The following is a 21,812-nucleotide window of genomic DNA, read 5'->3' as shown; positions in this document are numbered from 1 at the left end:
GCCACCGCGCACCAGCAAGACTTTTTGATCAGAAGCTAGGAAAGGTTGCCAGACATGGCGAAGCTCAGCACCGACGAGCTGCTCGACGCGTTCAAGGAGATGACGCTGATCGAGCTGTCGGAGTTCGTGAAGCAGTTCGAGTCGACCTTCGAGGTCACCGCCGCTGCTCCGGTCGCCGTCGCGGCCGCTGCCCCGGGTGCGGCTCCGGCCGAGGCCGAGGCCGAGAAGGACTCCTTCGACGTTGTCCTCGAGGGCGACGGCGGCAAGAAGATCCAGGTCATCAAGGTCGTGCGTGAGCTGACCGGCCTGGGCCTCAAGGAGGCCAAGGACGCCGTCGAGTCCGCCCCCAAGGCGATCCTCGAGGGTGTCAACAAGGAGAAGGCCGAGGCTGCCAAGGCCAAGCTCGAGGGCGAGGGCGCCAAGGTCACCCTCAAGTGACCTGACGCTCCACCGTTTCACCTCCCGGATGGCGAGGACCCCGTACGTGGGGTCCTCGCCATCCGTCGTCCGGGGGCTGTCCGGGTGCCGACGTACAAAGCGGGTCCAACCGGGCAAGCCGTGGAGTATGGTCGCTACAGCGCGCCGGGCGGGCGACGGCGAAGGGGCGACCCGCGTCGCAACCCTTGACTGTGTGTCCGCTGACAGGCACGCTGATGACAGCAAGTTTCCGCGCTTGCGACAGCCGAGCGGTGGGTAGTCCGGTTTTACCGGCTCCCGCGGCGAGGCGCCAGAGGGAGAGTTGCCGCGTTCCGAGCGGCCCCGCTGTTGGCCCTGGCCCCTTGGAGGCGCAGGTCAGAGGCCGCGGGGACACGTTCCGCAGGCCCCCTCAGGTGTGGGCTGGACAGCGGTTAGCCGAGCGGCTACACTGCTAGTTTGCGCTGCCTTCTGTCTTGAGCCCTGTCGGGACATCCACCCGGATGAATTCCCGAGGGCTCGTTGGAGTGCACGCAGACAGTTGCATACCGCAGCTGCAGCCGCATCAGCAGCACCGGTCCTCGGAAGGACGCATCTTGGCAGCTTCCCGCCCTGCGAAGACCAGCCGTACGTCGAGCGCTTACGCACCCCGCCGTGTCTCTTTCGGCAGGATCACCGAGCAACTTGAGGTCCCCAACCTCCTCGCCCTCCAGACGGAGTCCTTCGACTGGCTGGTCGGGAACGAGGCTTGGCAGGCCCGGTCGACGGACGACCCGCACGCCCACTCGGGCCTCGCAGAGATCCTCGAAGAGATCAGTCCCATTGAGGACTTCTCCGGCACAATGTCGCTGTCCTTCTCGTCTCCCCGATTCGACGAGGTCAAGGCCTCGATCGAGGAGTGCAAGGAGAAGGATCTGACCTACTGCGCGCCGCTGTTCGTGACCGCGGAGTTCACCAACAACACGACTGGCGAGATCAAGAGCCAGACCGTGTTCATGGGTGACTTCCCGATGATGACCCCCAAGGGGACGTTCGTCATCAACGGCACGGAGCGCGTCGTGGTGAGCCAGCTCGTCCGCTCGCCGGGCGTGTACTTCACCAAGGAGCCGGACAAGACCTCCGACCGCGACCTCTCCAGCGTCAAGGTCATCCCCAGCCGGGGCGCCTGGCTGGAGTTCGACATCGACAAGCGCGACACCGTCGGTGTCCGGATCGACCGCAAGCGCCGGCAGGCCGTCACCGTCCTGCTCAAGGCGATCGGCTGGTCGGCCGACCAGATCCGTGAGCGGTTCGGCTGGTCCGAGCTGCTCATGACCACGCTCGAGAAGGACCACATCGCCGGGCAGGACGAGGCCCTGCTCGACATCTACCGCAAGCTCCGCCCCGGCGAGCCCCCGACCCGGGAGAACGCGCAGACCCTGCTCGACAACCTCTTCTTCAACCCGAAGAGGTACGACGTCGCCAAGGTCGGCCGCTACAAGTTCAACAAGAAGCTCGACATCGACGTCCCGATCGTCCGGGGCACGTTGACCGAGGAAGACATCGTCAAGACCGTTGACTACCTGTGCCGGCTGCACGCCGGTGAGGATGGCTACGAGCCCGACGACATCGACCACTTCGGCAACCGTCGTCTGCGCACTGTCGGCGAGCTCATCCAGAACCAGGTGCGTGTCGGCCTGTCCCGGATGGAGCGCGTCGTCCGTGAGCGCATGACGACCCAGGACGTCGAGGCGATCACGCCGCAGACCCTGATCAACATCCGTCCCGTCGTGGCGGCGATCAAGGAGTTCTTCGGCACGTCGCAGCTGTCGCAGTTCATGGACCAGACGAACCCGCTGGCGGGCCTGACCCACCGGCGTCGTCTGTCCGCGCTCGGCCCCGGTGGCCTCTCGCGTGAGCGGGCCGGCTTCGAGGTCCGCGACGTGCACCCGTCCCACTACGGCCGGATGTGCCCGATCGAGACGCCCGAGGGCCCGAACATCGGCCTGATCGGCGCCCTGTCCACGTTCGCCCGGGTCAACCCGTTCGGCTTCATCGAGACGCCGTACCGGAAGGTCGAGAACGGCATCGTCACCGACGAGGTGCACTACCTCACGGCTGACGAGGAGGACAGGTACATCAAGGCGCAGGCGAACGCCACGCTGAAGAGCGACGGCACCTTCGCCGACGACCGCGTCCTGGTCCGCCGTAAGGGCGGTGAGGTCGACTACGTGCCCGGCGCGGAGGTCGACTACATGGACGTGTCGCCGCGTCAGATGACCTCGGTCGCGACCGCGATGATCCCGTTCCTCGAGCACGACGACGCCAACCGTGCCCTCATGGGCGCGAACATGCAGCGTCAGGCCGTGCCGCTGGTCAAGGCCGAGGCGCCGCTGGTCGGCACCGGCATGGAGTACCGCGCCGCGGTCGACGCCGGTGACGTGGTCGTCGCCGAGGTCGGTGGCGTGGTCGAGGACCTGTGCGCCGACTACGTGACGGTTCACCAGGACGACGGCCACCGCCGTACGTACCTGCTGCACAAGTTCCGCCGCTCCAACGCCGGCTCCTGCGTCAACCAGAAGCCGGTCGTGTTCGAGGGTGACCGGGTCGAGGCCGGCCAGGTCATCGCCGACGGCCCGTGCACCGACGAGGGGGAGATGGCCCTCGGCCGCAACCTGCTCGTCGCGTTCATGTGCTGGGAGGGCCACAACTACGAGGACGCGATCATCCTGTCGCAGCGCCTCGTGCAGCAGGACGTCCTCACCTCGATCCACATCGAGGAGCACGAGGTCGACGCCCGGGACACCAAGCTCGGCCCGGAGGAGATCACCCGCGACATCCCCAACGTCAGCGAGGAAATGCTCGCCGACCTGGACGAGCGCGGCATCATCCGGATCGGCGCCGAGGTCGTCCCCGGCGACATCCTGGTCGGCAAGGTCACGCCGAAGGGCGAGACCGAGCTGACCCCCGAGGAGCGGCTGCTCCGCGCGATCTTCGGTGAGAAGGCCCGGGAGGTCCGGGACACCTCGCTGAAGGTGCCGCACGGTGAGACCGGCACGGTCATCGGCGTCCGCACGTTCTCGCGTGAGGACGGCGACGAGCTGCCCCCCGGTGTCAACGAGCTCGTCCGGGTCTACGTGGCCCAGAAGCGCAAGATCCAGGACGGTGACAAGCTCGCGGGCCGCCACGGCAACAAGGGCGTCATCTCCAAGATCCTGCCGGTCGAGGACATGCCGTTCCTCGAGGACGGCACCCCGGTCGACATCGTGCTCAACCCGCTCGGTGTGCCCTCGCGTATGAACATCGGCCAGGTCCTGGAGACCCACCTCGGGTGGATCGCCAAGACGGGCTGGGAGGTCGAGGGCGAGGACGCCGAGTGGAAGCGCCAGCTGCGCGCGATCGAGGCGCACGAGTCCCCCAAGGACTCGAACGTCGCGACCCCCGTCTTCGACGGTGCGCAGGAGGAGGAGATCAAGGGCCTCCTCGAGTCGACGCTGGTCAACCGCGACGGTAAGCGGCTGGTCAACGGCGACGGCAAGGCGCAGCTGTTCGACGGCCGCTCCGGCGAGCCGCTGCCGGACCCGGTCTCGGTCGGGTACGTCTACATCCTCAAGCTGAACCACCTGGTCGACGACAAGATTCACGCTCGGTCGACCGGCCCGTACTCGATGATCACGCAGCAGCCGCTGGGTGGTAAGGCGCAGTTCGGTGGCCAGCGGTTCGGCGAGATGGAGTGCTGGGCGATGCAGGCCTACGGCGCCGCTTACGCGCTGCAGGAACTGCTCACCATCAAGTCCGACGACGTCCTCGGTCGCGTGAAGGTCTACGAGGCCATCGTCAAGGGCGAGAACATCCCGGAGCCGGGAATCCCCGAGTCCTTCAAGGTGCTCCTCAAGGAGCTGCAGTCGCTGTGCCTGAACGTCGAGGTGCTTTCCAGCGACGGTGTGGCCCTCGAGATGCGCGAGACGGACGACGAGGTCTTCCGGGCCGCGGAGGAACTCGGTATCGACCTGTCCCGACGCCCGAACGAGGGCGTCAGCAGCGTCGAAGAGATCTGACGGAAGCGTTCCCCGGCTCATGTGAGCCGGGGAACGCCACCGCCGGCCTGGAACCCATTCGAGCAACGAAATACGAGGGATAGACCAAGTGCTCGACGTCAACTTCTTCGACGAGTTGCGCATCGGCCTGGCCACCGCTGACGACATCCGGCAGTGGTCGCACGGCGAGGTCAAGAAGCCCGAGACGATCAACTACCGCACGCTCAAGCCCGAGAAGGACGGACTCTTCTGCGAGAAGATCTTCGGCCCTCAGCGGGACTGGGAGTGCTACTGCGGCAAGTACAAGCGGGTCCGGTTCAAGGGCATCATCTGTGAGCGCTGCGGCGTCGAGGTGACCCGGTCCAAGGTCCGCCGTGAGCGCATGGGCCACATCGAGCTGGCCGCCTCGGTCACGCACATCTGGTACTTCAAGGGTGTGCCGAGCCGCCTGGGCTACCTGCTCGACCTGGCGCCCAAGGATCTCGAGAAGATCATCTACTTCGCCTCGTACGTGGTCACGAGCGTTGACGCCGAGGCGCGTCACCGCGACCTGTCCACCATCGAGAACGAGATCTTCGCCGAGAAGCGTCAGTCCGAGAACAGCCGTGACTCCGAGATCGAGAAGCGGGCCGCGAAGCTGGAGCAGGACCTCTCGGAGCTCGAGGCCGAGGGCGCGAAGGCGGACGTGCGCCGCAAGGTCAAGGAGGCCGGCGAGCGCGAGATGCGCCAGATCCGTGACAAGGCGCAGCGCGAGATCGACCGGCTCGACGAGGTGCTCGACACCTTCCGCAAGCTCGACTCCAAGCAGCTGGTCACCGACGAGCTGCTCTACCGCGAGCTGCGGGACCGTTTCGGTGAGTACTTCACCGGTGGCATGGGCGCCGAGGCGATCAAGGCGCTGCTGCAGAACATGGACCTGGACGCTGAGGCCGAGAACCTGCGCGAGATCATTCGCACCGGTAAGGGCCAGCGTAAGATCCGTGCGCTCAAGCGCCTCAAGGTCGTCGCCGCGTTCCTGAACACGCGCAACTCGCCGCTCGGCATGGTGCTGGACTGCGTCCCGGTCATCCCGCCGGACCTGCGCCCGATGGTGCAGCTCGACGGCGGCCGTTTCGCCACCAGCGACCTGAACGACCTGTACCGCCGCGTGATCAACCGCAACAACCGCCTCAAGCGGCTCATCGACCTCGGCGCGCCCGAGATCATCGTGAACAACGAGAAGCGGATGCTGCAGGAGGCCGTCGACGCGCTGTTCGACAACGGCCGCCGCGGCCGGCCGGTCACCGGTCCGGGTAACCGCCCGCTCAAGTCGCTGTCCGACATGCTCAAGGGCAAGCAGGGCCGGTTCCGTCAGAACCTGCTCGGCAAGCGCGTCGACTACTCCGGCCGTTCGGTCATCGTCGTCGGCCCGCGCCTGAAGCTGCACCAGTGCGGTCTGCCCAAGCAGATGGCGCTGGAGCTGTTCAAGCCGTTCGTGATGAAGCGCCTGGTCGATCTGAACCACGCGCAGAACATCAAGTCGGCCAAGCGCATGGTCGAGCGTCAGCGGCCGGTCGTGTGGGACGTCCTCGAAGAGGTCATCAGCGAGCACCCGGTGCTGCTGAACCGCGCGCCGACCCTGCACCGCCTGGGCATCCAGGCCTTCGAGCCGCAGCTGGTCGAGGGCAAGGCGATCCAGATCCACCCGCTCGTGTGTACGGCGTTCAACGCCGACTTCGACGGTGACCAGATGGCGGTGCACGTGCCGCTGTCGGCCGAGGCGCAGGCCGAGGCCCGGATCCTGATGCTCTCGTCGAACAACATCCTCAAGCCGGCCGACGGCAAGCCGGTCACCATGCCGACCCAGGACATGGTCATCGGTCTGTACTACCTGACCCACGAGACGCCCGGCACCAAGGGCGAGGGACGGGTGTTCAGCTCGGACGCCGAGGCGCGGATGGCCTTCGACAACGGCGAACTGCACCTGCAGGCGCCGGTGAAGATCCGGCTCCGCGAGGTCATCGGCGTGGACAACGGCGCCAAGAGCGCCGCGTGGACCGCGCCGGAGGGCTGGACCGAGGGCGAGCCGCTGCTCGTCGAGACCACGCTCGGCCGGGTCATCTTCAACGAGACGCTGCCTCCGGGCTACCGCTTCGTGAACTACGAGATCCGTAAGGGTCAGCTGTCGGCGATCGTCAACGACCTCGCCGAGCGCTTCCCCAAGGTCAGCCTCGCGGCGACCCTGGACGCGCTCAAGGAGGCCGGCTTCCACTGGGCCACCTGGTCCGGTGTGACGATCGGCATGGGCGACGTCATCGGCCCGGAGCGCAAGCCGGAGATCCTGCAGCGCTACCAGGTCGAGGCCGACCGGATCGACAACCAGTACCAGCGTGGTCTCATGACCGCCGAGGAGCGTCGCGGCGAGCTCATCGAGATCTGGACCAAGGCGACGAACGAGATCTCCAAGGAGATGGAGAACTCGCTCCCGCACGAGAACCCGCTCTGGGTCATGATCAACTCGGGTGCTCGCGGCAACTTGCTGCAGCTGCGGCAGATCGCCGCTATCCGTGGCCTGGTGGCCAACCCCAAGGGTGAGATCATCCCGCGGCCGATCACCTCGTCCTACCGCGAGGGTCTGACCGTGCTGGAGTACTTCATCTCCACGCACGGTGCTCGTAAGGGTCTGGCCGACACCGCGCTGCGTACCGCCGACTCGGGTTACCTGACCCGTCGTCTGGTGGACGTCTCGCAGGACGTCATCATCCGCGAGGAGGACTGCGGCACCGACCGCGCGATCCCGATGCAGGTGGGCGAGCGCGACGCCGAGGGCAAGCTGCACGTCCACGTGCACGCCGAGACCGGTGTGCACGCCCGTACGCTGGCCGACGACATCAAGGACGCCAACGGCAACCTGGTCGTCGCCCGTGGCTCGGACCTCAACTCGATCCTGGTCGACAAGCTCGTCGCGGCAGGTGTCGAGAACGTCCGGGTGCGCTCGGTGCTGACCTGTGAGTCGAAGCTCGGCGTGTGCGCGGCCTGCTACGGCCGTTCGCTGCCGACCGGTAAGGGCGTGGACATCGGTGAGGCGGTCGGCATCATCGCCGCCCAGTCCATCGGTGAGCCGGGCACGCAGCTGACGATGCGCACCTTCCACACCGGTGGCGTCGCGGGTGAGGACATCACCCAGGGTCTGCCGCGTGTGCAGGAGATCTTCGAGGCCCGCGTTCCCAAGGGCAAGGCGCCCATCGCCGACACCCCGGGACGCATCCGCATCGAGGACGGCGAGCGTTCGCGCAAGATCATCGTGGTGCCGGACGACGGCAGCGAGGAGATCGTCTACGACAAGATCTCCAAGCGCGTCAAGCTCCGTGCTCACGACGGCGACCACGTCGGCGTCGGCGAGAAGCTGACCGAGGGCACCATCGACCCGCACGAGCTTCTGCGGATCATGGGTCCGCGGGCGGTCCAGGTCCACCTGACCTCTGAGGTCCAGGAGGTCTACCGCTCGCAGGGTGTGCTCATCCACGACAAGCACATCGAGATCATCATTCGCCAGATGCTCAAGCGGGTGACGGTCATCGACTCGGGCGCGGCGGAGTTCCTGCCGGGCGTGCTGGTCGACCGGGCGCTGTTCGAGTCGGAGAACCGCCGGCTCGTCGGCGAGGGTGGCGAGCCCGCCGCCGGTCGCCCGGTGCTCATGGGTATCACCAAGGCCTCGCTGGCCACCGACTCCTGGCTCTCCGCGGCCTCCTTCCAGGAGACCACGCGGGTCCTGACCGACGCGGCGATCAACTCGCGCAGCGACTCGCTCGTCGGCCTCAAGGAGAACGTGATCATCGGTAAGCTCATCCCGGCCGGTACCGGTATCTCCAAGTACCGCAACATCCGGGTCGAGCCGACCGAGGAGGCCAAGGCCAAGGTGTACTCGATGACCGGGTACCCGGAGACCGACTACGGCTTCGGGCCGGCCAGCGGGCAGGCTGTGCCGCTGGACGACTTCGACTTCGGGTCGTACCGCTGAGGTTGTGACAAACCGAAGGGCGGCCGCGCACTGCGCGGCCGCCCTTCGGGCTTTCTAAGATGGTCGGGTGACGCTTCCCGCGGCCGTGCCGGCCCGCCACCCGATGGACCCCGATCCGGAGCCCTCGTCGAAGGCGCGCGCGGTTTTCGCGCTGGGCCTGCTGGGCTTCCTGACCGGTGCTTTTGTGGGTGGTGTGATTCCCGCCACGATCGCGCTTCTCCTTGCTCGGCAGGCGGCTCGGCAGGCGTACGAGGCGAAGGGCTTTCTGACCGGCTCGGCGTGGATCAGGCGGGGCCGTCGGCTGGCCTGGGCGGGCATAGTGCTGGCGCTCACGTCACTGGTCATCGCGTCGATCGCCGGCCTGCTGCACCTGGCCGGCCCGGCGGGCGCCGACTTCTCGCCAGGCACCGACTGAGGCGGGGTGCGGCCGGTCCCGTACGGGTGACATGCTCTTGTCATGACGGTCCCGCCCTCGCCCTACCAGCAGGCCGTGCCCCCGCCGCCGCCCTCGGGCCGCTGGCGCCCGGAACGGGTCGACGTGCTCCCGGGCACCGAGTTCAGCCTGGTCCAGCTGCGGGTCGAGCCGATCACCTCGGGCCTGGCCATCGGTTCGCTGATCGCCGGGATCGGGTCGATCCTGGCTGCACTGCTCGTGCTCTGCTTCGGCGTGGCCGGTTCGGCGGCCGGCTGGGGCGGCTGGGTCTCGGGCGCCTTCACACTGCTCAGCGTGCTGGTGGGCGGGGGAGCGATCGCGCTCGGCGCGGTGGCCCGCCGACAGATCCGCACGTCCGGCCAGACCGGGCAGGTGCGGTTCACCGGCGCCGGCCTGGGGATGTCGGGGATTGTCTGCGGCGCGTGTGGCGCGGGAATTGCTCTGCTGTCTCTTGCGTTGACTCTGGTGTTGCAGATCTCGGCTTGAGCCACGCTGTTCACCTGCCGATACGGCACCGCGGCGTTGCTGCCGCAGGGCACCCGGTACACTTGCATCGGAGATATCCGTCGCGCGATCCCAGTGCTCATTTTGACCTGGGTGCTCGGGGTGGGTAATCTTTCCCTTCGTGCCCGGGCTTGCCCGGGCAACTCGTGCGTGCGCCCGAGTCCGCGTCAAGCGACTCGGCGGCGCTACGCCGAGCCGGCACCCCCCTCGGGGTGTCGACCAAGACAAGACCCGGTGCGCGTTGACAGACGCGCGGCGGGACCGTGAGCCGGACGACACGCCCGACCGCGGGTGCCGGACAGTCCTCCCGGGCGGGGGGATTGACCAGCACATAGGCAGACTCAAGACGGTGCGGCCGCCTAGGAAGCGGCCGAAGGGAGCGGAGAAACCCGGTGCCCACGATCCAGCAGCTGGTCCGAAAGGGCCGTCAGGCTAAAACGAGCAAGACCAAGACGCCGGCGCTGAAGGGTAGCCCTCAGCGGCGCGGCGTGTGCACGCGCGTGTACACCACCACCCCCAAGAAGCCGAACTCTGCGCTGCGCAAGGTCGCTCGTGTGAAGCTCAGCAGCCAGATCGAGGTGACGGCGTACATCCCCGGCGTCGGCCACAACCTGCAGGAGCACTCGATCGTGCTCGTGCGTGGCGGCCGTGTGAAGGACCTGCCGGGCGTCCGCTACAAGATCGTCCGTGGTTCGCTGGACACCCAGGGTGTCCGCAACCGCAAGCAGGCTCGCAGCCGTTACGGCGCGAAGAAGGAGAAGAGCTGACATGCCGCGCAAGGGCCCCGCTCCGCGCCACCCAGTGGTCGCGGACCCGGTTTACAACTCGCCGCTGGTGACCCAGCTGGTCAACAAGATCCTGGTCGGCGGCAAGCGTCAGCTCGCTGAGCGCATCGTGTACGGAGCCCTCGAGGGCTGCCGTGAGAAGAACGGCACCGACCCCGTGGTCACGCTCAAGCGCGCCATGGACAACGTCAAGCCGACCCTCGAGGTCCGCAGCCGCCGCGTCGGTGGCGCGACCTACCAGGTTCCGGTCGAGGTCCGCACGCCGCGTCAGACCACCCTCGGTCTGCGCTGGCTGGTCCAGTACTCCAAGGCCCGCCGCGAGAAGACCATGATCGAGCGCCTCCAGAACGAGCTGCTCGACGCCAGCAATGGCCTCGGCGCTGCTGTCAAGCGGCGCGAGGACACCCACAAGATGGCGGAGTCCAACAAGGCCTTCGCGCACTACCGCTGGTAAGACCCGCTCGGCCCGGCAGCCGCCGGGCCGCGGTGCAAGTCGTACCGGTCCACGAGACGACGACGAAGAAAAGTAGGGATTGAAGTGGCCGCCGCAGACGCGCTCGCCAACGTACGCAACATCGGCATCATGGCGCACATCGATGCTGGTAAGACCACGACTACTGAGCGAATCCTCTTCTACACCGGCATCACGTACAAGATCGGTGAAGTCCACGATGGCGCCGCCACCATGGACTGGATGGAGCAGGAGCAGGAGCGCGGTATCACGATCACTTCCGCCGCCACCAAGTGCGAGTGGAAGGGCCACACGATCCAGATCATCGACACGCCCGGCCACGTCGACTTCACGGTCGAGGTGGAGCGGTCGCTGCGTGTGCTGGACGGTGCGGTGGCGGTCTACGACGGCGTGGCCGGCGTGGAGCCCCAGACCGAGAACGTGTGGCGCCAGGCGGACAAGTACCACGTCCCCCGGATGTGCTTCGTCAACAAGCTCGACCGGACCGGCGCCGACTTCTTCCGCTGCGTGCAGATGATGATCGACCGGCTGAACGCCACCCCCCTGGTTCTGCAGATCCCGATCGGGCTCGAGGGCGACCACATCGGCGTCGTCGACCTGGTCGAGATGCGTGCCCTCACCTGGCGCGGCGAGACCCAGAAGGGCGAGGACTACGCGATCGAGGAGATTCCGGCCGACCTGGCCGACTCCGCGGCCGAGTGGCGCGAGAAGCTGATCGAGACCCTGGCCGATGTCGACGACGCGGTCATGGAGAAGTACCTCGAGGGCGAGGAGCTCTCGGTGGGCGAGATCAAGGCCGCCATCCGGCGTGCCACGATCGCCAGCAAGGCCAACCCGGTGCTGTGCGGCTCGGCGTTCAAGAACAAGGGCGTTCAGCCCATGCTCGACGCCGTGGTCGACTACCTGCCGTCGCCGCTGGACATCCCGGCCATCGAGGGCACCGCGACCGACGGTGAGACCCCGATCCAGCGCAAGCCGTCGAACTCCGAGCCGTTCTCCGGCCTGGCGTTCAAGATCCAGACGGACAAGCACCTCGGCAAGCTCACGTACGTCCGGGTCTACTCCGGCACGCTCGACTCCGGTTCCCAGGTGGTCAACTCCACCAAGGACCGCAAGGAGCGGATCGGCAAGATCTACCAGATGCACGCGAACAAGCGTGAGGAGCGCGCCACCGCGCAGGCCGGCGACATCATCGCCGTCCAGGGTCTCAAGCAGACCACGACCGGTGACACGCTCAGCGACCCGGCGAACCCGGTCATCCTGGAGTCGATGACCTTCCCGGAGCCGGTCATCCAGGTCGCCATCGAGCCGAAGACCAAGTCGGACCAGGAGAAGCTGGGCACCGCGATCCAGCGTCTGGCCGAGGAGGACCCGACCTTCCGCGTCTTCAACGACGAGGAGACCGGGCAGACGATCATCGCCGGCATGGGCGAGCTCCACCTGGACATCCTGGTGGACCGCATGCGCCGCGAGTTCAACGTCGAGGCGAACATCGGTAAGCCGCAGGTGGCGTACCGTGAGACGATCCGCGGCACCGTGGAGAAGTACACGTACGTCCACAAGAAGCAGACCGGTGGCTCCGGCCAGTACGCGAAGGTCGTCGTCACGATCGAGCCGCTGCCGCTCCAGGCGGACGGCCCGACCTACGAGTTCGTCAACGCCGTGACCGGTGGCCGCATCCCCAAGGAGTTCATCCCCTCGGTGGACGCGGGCGCGCAGGACTCCCTGCAGTACGGCGTTCTCGCGGGCTACCCGCTGGTCGGCGTGAAGTTCACGCTGGTCGACGGTCAGTACCACGAGGTCGACTCGTCCGAGATGGCGTTCAAGATCGCCGGTTCGATGGCAATGAAGGAGGCGGCTCGCAAGGCCGACCCCGCGCTGCTCGAGCCGATGATGTCCGTCGAGGTCACGACGCCCGAGGACAACATGGGCGACGTGATCGGCGACCTCAACTCCCGCCGTGGCATCATCCAGTCGATGGAGGAGCGCTCCGGCGCCCGCGTCGTCAAGGCTCTGGTGCCGCTGTCGGAGATGTTCGGCTACGTCGGCGACCTGCGGTCCAAGACCGCCGGCCGGGCCAGCTACAGCATGCAGTTCGACTCCTACGCCGAGGTCCCGCAGGGCGTCGCGAAGGAGATCATCGCCAAGGCAACAGGTGCCTGATACCTGCGCTTGATCGATGAGGCGCGTGCGGTCCGTCGAGGGCCGCACGCGCACGAGCAGTCGACAGAGTCCCCATCGCCTTATCGGGCGTGCCGGGCGCAAGTAATTCCACAGTCCACAGGAGGACACAAGTGGCGAAGGCGAAGTTCGAGCGGACTAAGCCGCACGTCAACATCGGCACCATTGGTCACATCGACCACGGTAAGACGACGCTGACTGCGGCCATCACGAAGGTCCTGCACGACGAGTACCCGGACCTCAACCCGTACACCCCGTTCGACGAGATCGACAAGGCGCCGGAGGAGAAGGCCCGCGGCATCACGATCTCGATCGCACACGTCGAGTACCAGACCGCGGCGCGGCACTACGCGCACGTGGACTGCCCCGGCCACGCTGACTACATCAAGAACATGATCACCGGTGCCGCCCAGATGGACGGCGCGATCCTGGTGGTCGCCGCGACCGACGGCCCGATGCCGCAGACCAAGGAGCACGTGCTCCTGGCCCGCCAGGTCGGCGTTCCGTACATCGTCGTCGCCCTGAACAAGAGCGACATGGTGGACGACGAGGAGCTGCTCGAGCTCGTCGAGCTCGAGGTCCGCGAGCTGCTCAGCACCTACGAGTTCCCGGGTGACGACCTGCCGGTCGTGCGGGTCTCGGCGCTCAAGGCGCTCGAGGGTGACAAGGAGTGGACCGGCAAGCTCCTCGAGCTGATGAACGCGGTCGACACCGCGATCCCGCAGCCCGAGCGCGAGACCGAGAAGCCGTTCCTCATGCCCATCGAGGACGTCTTCACGATCACCGGCCGCGGCACCGTGGTCACGGGTCGCGCCGAGCGCGGCATCCTCAAGCCGAACGAGGAGGTCGAGATCGTCGGCATCCGCGAGAAGTCGACGAAGACCGTCTGCACCGGCATCGAGATGTTCCGCAAGCTGCTCGACGAGGCCCGCGCGGGCGAGAACGTCGGTCTGCTGCTCCGCGGTATCAAGCGCGAGGACGTCGAGCGCGGCATGGTCGTTGTGAAGCCGGGCACCACGACTCCCCACACGGAGTTCGAGGGCCAGGTCTACATCCTCTCGAAGGAGGAGGGCGGCCGTCACACGCCGTTCTTCCAGAACTACCGCCCGCAGTTCTACTTCCGCACCACGGACGTCACCGGCGTCGTCACGCTGCCCGAGGGCACCGAGATGGTCATGCCGGGCGACTCCACCAGCATGTCGGTCAAGCTGATCCAGCCGATCGCCATGGAGCAGGGCCTGAAGTTCGCGATCCGTGAGGGTGGCCGCACCGTCGGCGCCGGCACGGTCACGAAGATCAACGCCTAGGGGCCGCTGACCCCGATTAGCATTGCCGGCCTCAATCCGGCATACTAGTCAGGTTGCGTCCGAGCGGGGTGGTCAGCTGCCTTGTGCAGGTGACCACCCTCGCCGGGTGTCTGGGTGTGTTTACGAGCCACCCGTTCGGGCTGTGAAGAGCCCGGGGCACCTCAAGATCCCCGCGATCTGGATAGCTGCTGTGCGCAGTTCTCTGAGGTACAACGCGACACGCCCGACCGCGGGGGTCGGACAACGCAGGATCAACGGTCCTGCGGGCATGCGAGAGCCACCGCTCTCGCACGTAGCGGCATCGAGAGAAGGAAACAGAAGCCACCATGGCGGGACAGAAGATCCGCATCCGGCTCAAGGCCTATGACCACGAGGTCGTCGACTCCTCGGCTCGGAAGATCGTCGAGACGGTGACGCGTACCGGGGCGCAGGTTGCTGGCCCGGTGCCGCTGCCCACGGAGATCAACCGTTTCTGCGTCATCCGCTCGCCGCACAAGTACAAGGACTCGCGCGAGCACTTCGAGATGCGCACGCACAAGCGGCTGATCGACATCATCGACCCGACTCCCAAGACGGTCGACTCGCTCATGCGCCTCGACCTGCCGGCTGGCGTCGACATCGAGATCAAGCTGTAGGGATCTGCGACTGATGGACAGGCAAGTTAAGGGGATCCTGGGCGCCAAGCTCGGCATGACCCAGGTCTGGGACAACAACAAAGTCGTCCCGGTGACCGTGGTGCAGGCCGGCCCTTGCGTCGTGACCCAGGTCCGCACAGATGAGAAGGACGGCTACGCCGCCGTCCAGCTGGCGTACGGTGCGATCGACCCTCGGAAGGTCAACAAGCCCGAGGGCGGCCACTTCGCGAAGGCCGGTGTCTCGCCCCGGCGGCACGTCGTCGAGCTCCGCACGACCGATGCCGGCGAGTACGAGCTCGGTCAGGAGGTGACGGTTGACACGTTCGCCGTCGGCACCTCGATCGACGTCACGGGCAAGACCCGCGGTAAGGGTTACGCCGGTGTCATGAAGCGGCACGGCTTCCACGGTCTCAAGAGCAGCCACGGTGTCGAGCGCAAGCACCGCTCGCCCGGCTCCATCGGCGCCTGCGCGACCCCGGGTCGCGTCTTCAAGGGCGTCCGGATGGCCGGTCGCATGGGTAGCCAGCGCTTCACCGTGCAGAACCTCACCGTGCAGGCGGTCGACACCGAGAACAACCTGATCCTGGTCAAGGGCGCTGTGCCCGGACCCAAGGGCGCGCTCGTTCTCGTCCGCACCGCGGCGAAGAAGAAGGGCGGCGCCAAGTGAGCTCGGTTGACGTGATCAACGTTGAGGGCAACAAGGCCGGCTCGGTCGAGCTGCCGGACTCGGTGTTCGACGTCCAGGCCAACATCCCGCTGATGCACCAGGTCGTCGTGGCCCAGCTCGCCGCCGCCCGTCAGGGCACGGCCAAGGCCAAGACCCGCGGCGAGGTCGCCGGTGGCGGCAAGAAGCCGTACAAGCAGAAGGGCACCGGTCGCGCCCGCCAGGGCTCGATCCGCGCGCCGCAGTTCACCGGTGGTGGCGTCGTGCACGGTCCCGTGCCGCGCGACTACTCGCAGCGGACCCCCAAGAAGATGAAGGCCGCCGCCCTGCGTGGGGCCCTCTCGGACCGGGCCCGCGACGGCCGCGTGCACGTGGTCGAGGCGTTCGTCAGCGGCGACAAGCCGTCGACCAAGGCCGCGATCGCCACGCTGCGCAAGGCCACCGAGTCCACCAAGGTCCTGGTCGTGCTGAGCAGCACCGACGAGCTGAACTGGCTCTCGCTGCGCAACGAGGCGACCGTGCACCTGCTCGAGGCCGGCCAGCTCAACACGTACGACGTGCTGGTGGCCGACGAGGTGGTCTTCACCAAGGACGCGCTCGACGAGTTCCTGGGCGCTGCTCCGGCGACCGCCGAGGGGGAGAACAAGTGAGCACCATCGCCGACCCGCGCGACATCATCATCAAGCCGGTCGTCTCCGAGAAGAGCTACAGCGTTCTCGACCAGAACTGGTACACGTTCCTCGTGCACCCGGACGCGAACAAGACCGAGATCAAGATCGCGATCCAGCAGATCTTCAACGTCCGCGTGCTGACGGTGAACACCGCGAACCGCGAGGGCAAGCGTAAGCGCACCCGCACCGGCTTCGGTCAGCGCAAGGCGACCAAGCGCGCGATGGTCAAGCTGGCTGACGGCGACCGTATCGAGGCCTTCGGCGGCCCGGTCAGCTAAGGGGTTTGTGAACAATGGCTATCCGTAAGTACAAGCCGACCACGCCGGGCCGTCGCGGCTCGAGCGTCGCCGACTTCGCCGAGCTCACCCGGTCCACCCCGGAGAAGTCTCTGCTGGTTCCGCTGCCCAAGAAGGGTGGTCGCAACGTCCACGGCCGCATCACCACGCGGCACCAGGGCGGCGGCCACAAGCGGCAGTACCGGCTGATCGACTTCAAGCGGGTCGACAAGGACGGCGTGCCGGCCAAGGTCGCTCACATCGAGTACGACCCGAACCGCACCTCCCGCATCGCACTGCTGCACTACGCCGACGGCGAGAAGCGCTACATCCTCGCGCCGAAGGACCTGAAGCAGGGCGACCGCGTCGAGAGCGGCCCGGGCGCGGACATCAAGCCGGGGAACAACCTTCCCCTGCGCAACATCCCGGTCGGTACGACGGTCCACGGTGTGGAGCTTCGTCCCGGCGGTGGCGCCAAGCTGGCCCGTTCGGCCGGTGTCGGTATCCAGCTGCTCGGCCGTGAGGGCGCGTACGCCACGCTGCGTATGCCCTCCGGTGAGATCCGGCGGGTCGACATCCGTTGCCGCGCCACGGTCGGCGAGATCGGCAATGCCGAACAGTCGAACATCAACTGGGGCAAGGCCGGCCGCATGCGCTGGAAGGGCAAGCGCCCGACCGTCCGCGGTGTCGCCATGAACCCGATCGACCACCCGCACGGTGGTGGTGAGGGCAAGACCTCCGGTGGTCGCCACCCGGTCAACCCGGCTGGTAAGCCCGAGGGCCGTACCCGCCGCAAGGGCCAGGAGAGCGACAAGCTGATCGTTCGCCGCCGCTACGCCACCCGCAAGCGCGGGTAACGGGAGTTAGAAGATGCCACGCAGCCTGAAGAAGGGCCCGTTCGTCGACGACCACCTGATCAAGAAGGTGGAAGTCCAGAACGAGAAGAACTCGAAGAACGTCATCAAGACCTGGTCGCGGCGCTCGACGATCATCCCCGACATGCTCGGGCACACGATCGCCGTGCACGACGGGCGCAAGCACGTCCCGGTGTTCATCACCGAGGCCATGGTCGGTCACAAGCTCGGGGAGTTCGCTCTGACCCGCACGTTCAAGGGTCACGAGAAGGACGACCGCAAGAGCCGTCGTCGCTAGTCAGTCCACGGACAAGAAAGGGGTCACAGCGATGCCAACGAAGAACGACGCTCCGGCTCTGCCGGGTAGTCGCGCGGTTGCGAAGCACGTCCGCATCTCGCCGAACAAGGCACGCCGTGTGGTCAACCTCGTCCGCGGTCTGCCCGCGAAGGAGGCTCTGACCGTGCTGCAGTTCGCGCCGCAGGCCGCGAGCGAGCAGGTCTACAAGGTGCTCGCGAGCGCTATCGCGAACGCGGAGAACAACGAGCGGCTCGACCCGGACGCGCTCCTGGTCAGCGAGGCGTTCGTCGACGAGGGCCCGACGCTCAAGCGGTTCCGTCCGCGGGCGCAGGGCCGGGCGTATCGGATCCGCAAGCGCACCAGCCACATCACGATCGCCGTCGAGGCGGTCCAGGTCGCCCGGCCGGCCAAGAAGGCTGCCGCGGCGAAGAAGGCGACGCCGGCCAAGAAGGCTGAGCCGGCCGCCGAGACCCAGACGACGGAGGAGTCCGAGTAATGGGCCAGAAAGTTCACCCCACCGGATTCCGCCTCGGTATCTCGACCGACTGGAAGTCCCGGTGGTTCGCCGACAAGCTCTACAAGGACTACATCGGCGAGGACGTCAAGATCCGCCGCATGATGTCCAAGGGCCTCGAGCGTGCCGGCATCTCCAAGGTGGACATCGAGCGGACCCGTGACCGGGTCCGGGTCGACATCCACACCGCCCGGCCGGGCATCGTCATCGGCCGTAAGGGCGCGGAGGCCGACCGGATCCGCGGCGAGCTCGAGAAGCTCACCGGCAAGCAGGTCCAGCTCAACATCCTCGAGGTGAAGAGCCCGGAGTCGGACGCTCAGCTGGTGGCGCAGGGCGTCGCCGAGCAGCTGTCCTCCCGGGTGAGCTTCCGCCGGGCGATGCGCAAGGCCATGCAGTCGGCGATGAAGAACCCGGTCTGCAAGGGCATCCGGGTGCAGGTCTCCGGCCGCCTCGGCGGCGCGGAGATGAGCCGCACGGAGTTCTACCGTGAGGGTCGCGTTCCGCTGCACACGCTGCGCGCCAACATCGAGTACGGCTTCTTCGAGGCCCGTACGACGTTCGGCCGCATCGGCGTGAAGGTCTGGATCTACAAGGGCGACGCCGTGCCCGGCCGCGAGGCCGTGCAGGAGGCGCCCGCGCGTCCGCGCCGTGACCGTGGTGACCGTCCCGAGCGTCCGCGCCGTGGCCGTTCCGGCTCGTCCGGCACGACCGCGGGTGGCACCGAGGCCGGCCGTGCGGCCGCCCAGGCCCGGACCGGGGACACCCCGACCGGTGAGAACACGAACGACGCCGCGGTTGCCGCGGCTCCGGCGCAGGCCGAAACGCAGCAGGAGGGCTGACAGATGCTGATGCCGCGTAAGCCCCCGAAGGGCTTCCGCAAGCCGCACCACCCGGACCGCCACGGCGCGTCCAAGGGCGGCAACCGGGTCGTCTTCGGCGAGTTCGGTATCCAGGCGCTGGAGCCCGCGTACGTGACCAACCGGCAGATCGAGTCGGCCCGTATCGCGATGACCCGTCACATCAAGCGTGGTGGCAAGGTCTGGATCTCGGTGTTCCCCGACAACGCTCTGACCAAGAAGCCGGCCGAGACCCGCATGGGTTCCGGTAAGGGTTCTCCCGAGTGGTGGGTGGCGAACGTCAAGCCGGGACGCATCCTCTTCGAGATGTCGTTCCCGAACGAGACGATTGCGCGCGAGGCGATGCGCCGCGCGATCCACAAGCTCCCGATGAAGTGCCGCATCGTGACACGCGAAGTGGGTGAAAGCTGATGGCAGCGGGCGTTAAGGCATCCGAGCTGCGCGAACTCTCCGGCGAGGAGCTGGTTTCGCGGCTGCGGGAGGCCAAGGCGGAGCTGTTCAACCTTCGCGTGCAGGGCGCGACCGGCCAGCTCGACAATCACCGTCGGCTGCAGGTGGTCCGCAAGGACATCGCGAAGATCTACACGATCATGCGTGAGCGCGAGCTGGGGCTCTCGGTTGCGCCGGATGAGGTGACAGCATGAGTGACGAGAGCACGGCCACGGTCCGCGCGAACCGCAAGGTGCGCGAGGGTCTCGTGGTCAGCGACAAGATGGACAAGACCGTCGTCGTCGAGGTCGAGGACCGTGTGAAGCACGCCCTCTACGGCAAGGTTCTGCGCCGCACCCGCAAGCTCAAGGTGCACGACGAGCAGAACGCGTGCGGCGTCGGCGACCGGGTTCTGCTCATGGAGACCCGTCCGCTGTCGGCCACCAAGCGGTGGCGTGTCGTGGAGATCCTCGAAAAGGCCAAGTGAGTGCGGCTGGGCCGGCTCATGCCGGCCCAGCCCACCAGCGTTCCGCCAAGCTTCGGTCGCTGACCGGAGAACTGGCAGACATAGGAGACAGACGTGATTCAGCAGGAGTCGCGACTGCGCGTCGCTGACAACACGGGTGCGCGGGAGATCCTGTGCATCCGCGTGCTCGGCGGCTCCGGTCGCCGTTACGCGAGCATCGGCGACGTCATCGTGGCCACGGTCAAGGACGCCATCCCGGGCGCCGGTGTGAAGAAGGGTGACGTCGTCAAGGCGGTCATCGTTCGCACCGCCAAGGAGAAGCGTCGTCCCGACGGCTCGTACATCCGGTTCGACGAGAACGCCGCCGTCATCATCAAGGACGGCGGGGACCCCCGCGGTACCCGCATCTTCGGCCCGGTCGGGCGCGAGCTGCGCGACAAGCGGTTCATGAAGATCATCAGCCTGGCGCCGGAGGTGCTCTGACCGTGAAGATCAAGAAGGGCGACACGGTCGTCGTCATCGCCGGCAAGGACAAGGGCGCCAAGGGCAAGGTCATCGCGGCCTACCCGAGGCAGGACAAGATCCTGGTCGAGGGCGTCAACCGCGTCAAGAAGCACGAACGCATCCGCACCACCCAGCGTGGTTCGAAGACCGGTGGCATCGTCACCCAGGAAGCCCCGATCCACATCTCCAATGTGCAGATCGTGGACGACCAGGGCAAGCCGACGCGCATCGGATACAAGGTCGACGAGAACGGCAACAAGATCCGTATCGCGCGTACGACCGGTAAGGAACTCTGATGACTGCCGCCACCGAGACCAAGACGCTGCCCCGTCTCAAGGACAAGTACCGCAACGAGGTTGTCGCGGGCCTGAAGGAGCAGTACAACTACGCCAACCCCATGCAGATCCCCGGCCTGGTCAAGGTCGTCGTGAACATGGGTGTCGGCGAGGCCGCGCGGGACGCGAAGCTGATCGACGGCGCCGTCCGTGACCTCACCACCATCACCGGTCAGAAGCCGCTGGTGCGGCGGGCGACCAAGTCCATCGCGCAGTTCAAGCTGCGCGAGGGCATGCCGATCGGCGCGAAGGTCACCCTCCGCGGCGACCGGATGTGGGAGTTCCTGGACCGGCTGCTCTCGATCGCGCTGCCGCGTATCCGTGACTTCCGCGGTCTGGACGGTCGCAAGCTCGACGGCCACGGCAACTACACGTTCGGTCTGACCGAGCAGTCGGTGTTCCACGAGATCGACCAGGACCGGATCGATCGTCCGCGGGGCATGGACATCACGGTGGTCACGACCGCCAAGACCGACGACGAGGGCCGGGCGCTGCTCAAGCTCCTGGGCTTCCCGTTCAAGGAGAACTGAGCATGGCCAAGAAGGCGCTGATCATCAAGGCGGCCGCGAAGCCGAAGTTCGCCGTGCGTGCATACACCCGCTGCCAGAAGTGCGGTCGCCCGCACTCGGTCTACCGCAAGTTCGGCCTGTGCCGCGTTTGCGTGCGGGACATGGCTCACCGCGGTGAGCTGCCCGGCGTGTCGAAGGCCTCTTGGTAACCCTTACAGCAACACCGCTTCGCCGTAGGCCCGCCTGCGGGAACCCCGGCGAGAAAGGTTGACGAACACCCATGACGATGACGGACCCGATCGCAGACATGCTGACGCGTCTGCGTAACGCCAACCAGGCGTACCACGACAAGGTGACCATGCCCTTCTCGAAGATCAAGGCGAACATCGCCGAGGTCCTCAAGGCCGAGGGTTACATCGCCTCCTGGACGGCTGAGGAGCCCGAGGAAGGCGCTGTCGGCAAGCGTCTGGTCGTTGAGCTCAAGTACGGCCAGAACCGCGAGCGCAGCCTCGCCGGCATCAAGCGCGTTTCCAAGCCCGGCCTCCGGGTGTACGCCAAGTCCGACGAGCTCCCGCGGGTGCTCGGCGGCCTGGGCGTCGCGATCATTTCGACGTCCCAGGGGCTGCTGACCGACCGGCAGGCCCGCAAGCGGAGCGTTGGCGGGGAAGTCCTCGCCTTCGTCTGGTAAC

25 protein-coding genes are annotated in these 21,812 nt (G+C 66.9%); all 25 read left to right on the top strand.

Going from position 1 to position 21,812, the window contains the following annotated elements:
• Positions 1-54 precede the first annotated feature (54 nt).
• The 25 genes from rplL to rpsH all read left to right on the top strand — a co-directional run bounded on the left by rplL (position 55) and on the right by rpsH (position 21,811).
• Complete coding sequence (gene rplL / locus C8E87_RS12375; RefSeq protein ID WP_133873233.1) at positions 55-438, top strand: 50S ribosomal protein L7/L12; 384 nt, start codon at positions 55-57, stop codon at positions 436-438.
• 572 nt (positions 439-1,010) lie between these two features.
• Positions 1,011-4,451 carry a DNA-directed RNA polymerase subunit beta gene (gene rpoB, locus C8E87_RS12370; RefSeq protein WP_133873232.1) on the top strand — a complete coding sequence of 1,147 codons (3,441 nt, stop codon included), beginning with the start codon at positions 1,011-1,013 and terminating at the stop codon, positions 4,449-4,451.
• An 88-nt stretch (positions 4,452-4,539) separates the two neighbouring features.
• On the top strand, positions 4,540-8,430 hold the full coding sequence (locus C8E87_RS12365; protein ID WP_133873231.1) for a DNA-directed RNA polymerase subunit beta': 3,891 nt from the start codon (positions 4,540-4,542) through the stop codon (positions 8,428-8,430).
• 103 nt (positions 8,431-8,533) lie between these two features.
• The gene (locus C8E87_RS12360; RefSeq protein WP_133876781.1) at positions 8,534-8,845 is read left to right on the top strand and encodes a hypothetical protein; all 312 of its coding nucleotides are present in this window, start codon (positions 8,534-8,536) and stop codon (positions 8,843-8,845) included.
• A 42-nt stretch (positions 8,846-8,887) separates the two neighbouring features.
• Complete coding sequence (locus C8E87_RS12355; protein WP_133873230.1) at positions 8,888-9,349, top strand: hypothetical protein; 462 nt, start codon at positions 8,888-8,890, stop codon at positions 9,347-9,349.
• A 410-nt stretch (positions 9,350-9,759) separates the two neighbouring features.
• Positions 9,760-10,134, top strand: a complete 375-nt coding sequence (rpsL, locus tag C8E87_RS12350) for a 30S ribosomal protein S12 (protein ID WP_014440718.1) — start codon at positions 9,760-9,762, stop codon at positions 10,132-10,134.
• Between the two features lies 1 nt (position 10,135).
• Entirely contained in the window at positions 10,136-10,606 is a 471-nt protein-coding gene (gene rpsG / locus C8E87_RS12345; protein WP_133873229.1) for a 30S ribosomal protein S7, read from the top strand.
• A gap of 84 nt (positions 10,607-10,690) precedes the next feature.
• A complete protein-coding gene (gene fusA, locus C8E87_RS12340) occupies positions 10,691-12,787 on the top strand; it encodes an elongation factor G (protein WP_133873228.1) in 2,097 nt (698 codons plus the stop codon).
• A 131-nt stretch (positions 12,788-12,918) separates the two neighbouring features.
• Positions 12,919-14,112: an elongation factor Tu gene (tuf, locus tag C8E87_RS12335; RefSeq protein WP_133873227.1), complete on the top strand. Its 1,194-nt coding sequence runs from the start codon at positions 12,919-12,921 to the stop codon at positions 14,110-14,112.
• Between the two features lie 326 nt (positions 14,113-14,438).
• On the top strand, positions 14,439-14,747 hold the full coding sequence (gene rpsJ, locus C8E87_RS12330) for a 30S ribosomal protein S10 (protein ID WP_007073037.1): 309 nt from the start codon (positions 14,439-14,441) through the stop codon (positions 14,745-14,747).
• 13 nt (positions 14,748-14,760) lie between these two features.
• Positions 14,761-15,414, top strand: a complete 654-nt coding sequence (gene rplC, locus C8E87_RS12325) for a 50S ribosomal protein L3 (protein ID WP_133873226.1) — start codon at positions 14,761-14,763, stop codon at positions 15,412-15,414.
• Positions 15,411-16,061: a 50S ribosomal protein L4 gene (gene rplD / locus C8E87_RS12320; RefSeq protein ID WP_133873225.1), complete on the top strand. Its 651-nt coding sequence runs from the start codon at positions 15,411-15,413 to the stop codon at positions 16,059-16,061. The genes rplC and rplD overlap by 4 nt, the downstream gene beginning before the upstream one ends.
• A complete protein-coding gene (gene rplW, locus C8E87_RS12315; protein WP_133873224.1) occupies positions 16,058-16,360 on the top strand; it encodes a 50S ribosomal protein L23 in 303 nt (100 codons plus the stop codon). Before rplD ends, rplW begins: the two co-directional genes overlap by 4 nt.
• Before the next feature lie 14 nt (positions 16,361-16,374).
• Positions 16,375-17,214, top strand: coding sequence for a 50S ribosomal protein L2 (gene rplB / locus C8E87_RS12310; RefSeq protein ID WP_097322774.1), 840 nt, complete (start codon positions 16,375-16,377; stop codon positions 17,212-17,214).
• 13 nt (positions 17,215-17,227) lie between these two features.
• A complete protein-coding gene (rpsS, locus tag C8E87_RS12305) occupies positions 17,228-17,509 on the top strand; it encodes a 30S ribosomal protein S19 (RefSeq protein ID WP_014440726.1) in 282 nt (93 codons plus the stop codon).
• A 31-nt stretch (positions 17,510-17,540) separates the two neighbouring features.
• On the top strand, positions 17,541-18,005 hold the full coding sequence (rplV, locus tag C8E87_RS12300) for a 50S ribosomal protein L22 (protein WP_133873223.1): 465 nt from the start codon (positions 17,541-17,543) through the stop codon (positions 18,003-18,005).
• Entirely contained in the window at positions 18,005-18,862 is an 858-nt protein-coding gene (rpsC, locus tag C8E87_RS12295; protein ID WP_133873222.1) for a 30S ribosomal protein S3, read from the top strand. Before rplV ends, rpsC begins: the two co-directional genes overlap by 1 nt.
• A 3-nt stretch (positions 18,863-18,865) precedes the next feature.
• Positions 18,866-19,291 (top strand): 50S ribosomal protein L16, encoded by a 426-nt coding sequence (rplP, locus tag C8E87_RS12290; RefSeq protein WP_097322770.1) that lies wholly within the window; start codon positions 18,866-18,868, stop codon positions 19,289-19,291.
• A complete protein-coding gene (gene rpmC, locus C8E87_RS12285; protein ID WP_133873221.1) occupies positions 19,291-19,524 on the top strand; it encodes a 50S ribosomal protein L29 in 234 nt (77 codons plus the stop codon). Before rplP ends, rpmC begins: the two co-directional genes overlap by 1 nt.
• Positions 19,521-19,796, top strand: coding sequence for a 30S ribosomal protein S17 (gene rpsQ, locus C8E87_RS12280; protein WP_133873220.1), 276 nt, complete (start codon positions 19,521-19,523; stop codon positions 19,794-19,796). The genes rpmC and rpsQ overlap by 4 nt, the downstream gene beginning before the upstream one ends.
• Positions 19,797-19,889: 93 nt before the next feature.
• A complete protein-coding gene (rplN, locus tag C8E87_RS12275) occupies positions 19,890-20,258 on the top strand; it encodes a 50S ribosomal protein L14 (protein ID WP_015619002.1) in 369 nt (122 codons plus the stop codon).
• Entirely contained in the window at positions 20,255-20,575 is a 321-nt protein-coding gene (gene rplX, locus C8E87_RS12270; protein ID WP_133873219.1) for a 50S ribosomal protein L24, read from the top strand. Before rplN ends, rplX begins: the two co-directional genes overlap by 4 nt.
• Positions 20,575-21,144 carry a 50S ribosomal protein L5 gene (gene rplE, locus C8E87_RS12265; RefSeq protein WP_133873218.1) on the top strand — a complete coding sequence of 190 codons (570 nt, stop codon included), beginning with the start codon at positions 20,575-20,577 and terminating at the stop codon, positions 21,142-21,144. Before rplX ends, rplE begins: the two co-directional genes overlap by 1 nt.
• Before the next feature lie 2 nt (positions 21,145-21,146).
• Entirely contained in the window at positions 21,147-21,332 is a 186-nt protein-coding gene (locus C8E87_RS12260) for a type Z 30S ribosomal protein S14 (protein WP_014440734.1), read from the top strand.
• 71 nt (positions 21,333-21,403) lie between these two features.
• Positions 21,404-21,811, top strand: a complete 408-nt coding sequence (gene rpsH / locus C8E87_RS12255; protein ID WP_133873217.1) for a 30S ribosomal protein S8 — start codon at positions 21,404-21,406, stop codon at positions 21,809-21,811.
• Position 21,812 lies beyond the last annotated feature (1 nt).

Source organism: Paractinoplanes brasiliensis (assembly GCF_004362215.1).
In the GTDB taxonomy this organism is placed as follows: domain Bacteria; phylum Actinomycetota; class Actinomycetes; order Mycobacteriales; family Micromonosporaceae; genus Actinoplanes; species Actinoplanes brasiliensis.
Note: the sequence above shows the minus strand (reverse complement) of the source record. Positions and strands in the feature narration are given on the sequence as shown.

Excerpts from the sequence above, each read along its gene's own strand:
- C8E87_RS12360 (WP_133876781.1), top strand. The coding sequence starts at position 8,534 with ATGGACCCCGATCCGGAGCCCTCGTCGAAGGCGCGCGCGGTTTTCGCG.
- rplL (WP_133873233.1), top strand. The coding sequence starts at position 55 with ATGGCGAAGCTCAGCACCGACGAGCTGCTCGACGCGTTCAAGGAGATG.
- C8E87_RS12260 (WP_014440734.1), top strand. The coding sequence starts at position 21,147 with ATGGCCAAGAAGGCGCTGATCATCAAGGCGGCCGCGAAGCCGAAGTTC.
- rpmC (WP_133873221.1), top strand. The coding sequence starts at position 19,291 with ATGGCAGCGGGCGTTAAGGCATCCGAGCTGCGCGAACTCTCCGGCGAG.
- rpsJ (WP_007073037.1), top strand. The coding sequence starts at position 14,439 with ATGGCGGGACAGAAGATCCGCATCCGGCTCAAGGCCTATGACCACGAG.
- rplV (WP_133873223.1), top strand. The coding sequence starts at position 17,541 with ATGCCAACGAAGAACGACGCTCCGGCTCTGCCGGGTAGTCGCGCGGTT.
- rpsS (WP_014440726.1), top strand. The coding sequence starts at position 17,228 with ATGCCACGCAGCCTGAAGAAGGGCCCGTTCGTCGACGACCACCTGATC.
- rpsH (WP_133873217.1), top strand. The coding sequence starts at position 21,404 with ATGACGATGACGGACCCGATCGCAGACATGCTGACGCGTCTGCGTAAC.
- rplB (WP_097322774.1), top strand. The coding sequence starts at position 16,375 with ATGGCTATCCGTAAGTACAAGCCGACCACGCCGGGCCGTCGCGGCTCG.
- rplC (WP_133873226.1), top strand. The coding sequence starts at position 14,761 with ATGGACAGGCAAGTTAAGGGGATCCTGGGCGCCAAGCTCGGCATGACC.
- rpsQ (WP_133873220.1), top strand. The coding sequence starts at position 19,521 with ATGAGTGACGAGAGCACGGCCACGGTCCGCGCGAACCGCAAGGTGCGC.
- C8E87_RS12355 (WP_133873230.1), top strand. The coding sequence starts at position 8,888 with ATGACGGTCCCGCCCTCGCCCTACCAGCAGGCCGTGCCCCCGCCGCCG.
- rplE (WP_133873218.1), top strand. The coding sequence starts at position 20,575 with ATGACTGCCGCCACCGAGACCAAGACGCTGCCCCGTCTCAAGGACAAG.
- rpsC (WP_133873222.1), top strand. The coding sequence starts at position 18,005 with ATGGGCCAGAAAGTTCACCCCACCGGATTCCGCCTCGGTATCTCGACC.
- rpsG (WP_133873229.1), top strand. The coding sequence starts at position 10,136 with ATGCCGCGCAAGGGCCCCGCTCCGCGCCACCCAGTGGTCGCGGACCCG.
- rplP (WP_097322770.1), top strand. The coding sequence starts at position 18,866 with ATGCTGATGCCGCGTAAGCCCCCGAAGGGCTTCCGCAAGCCGCACCAC.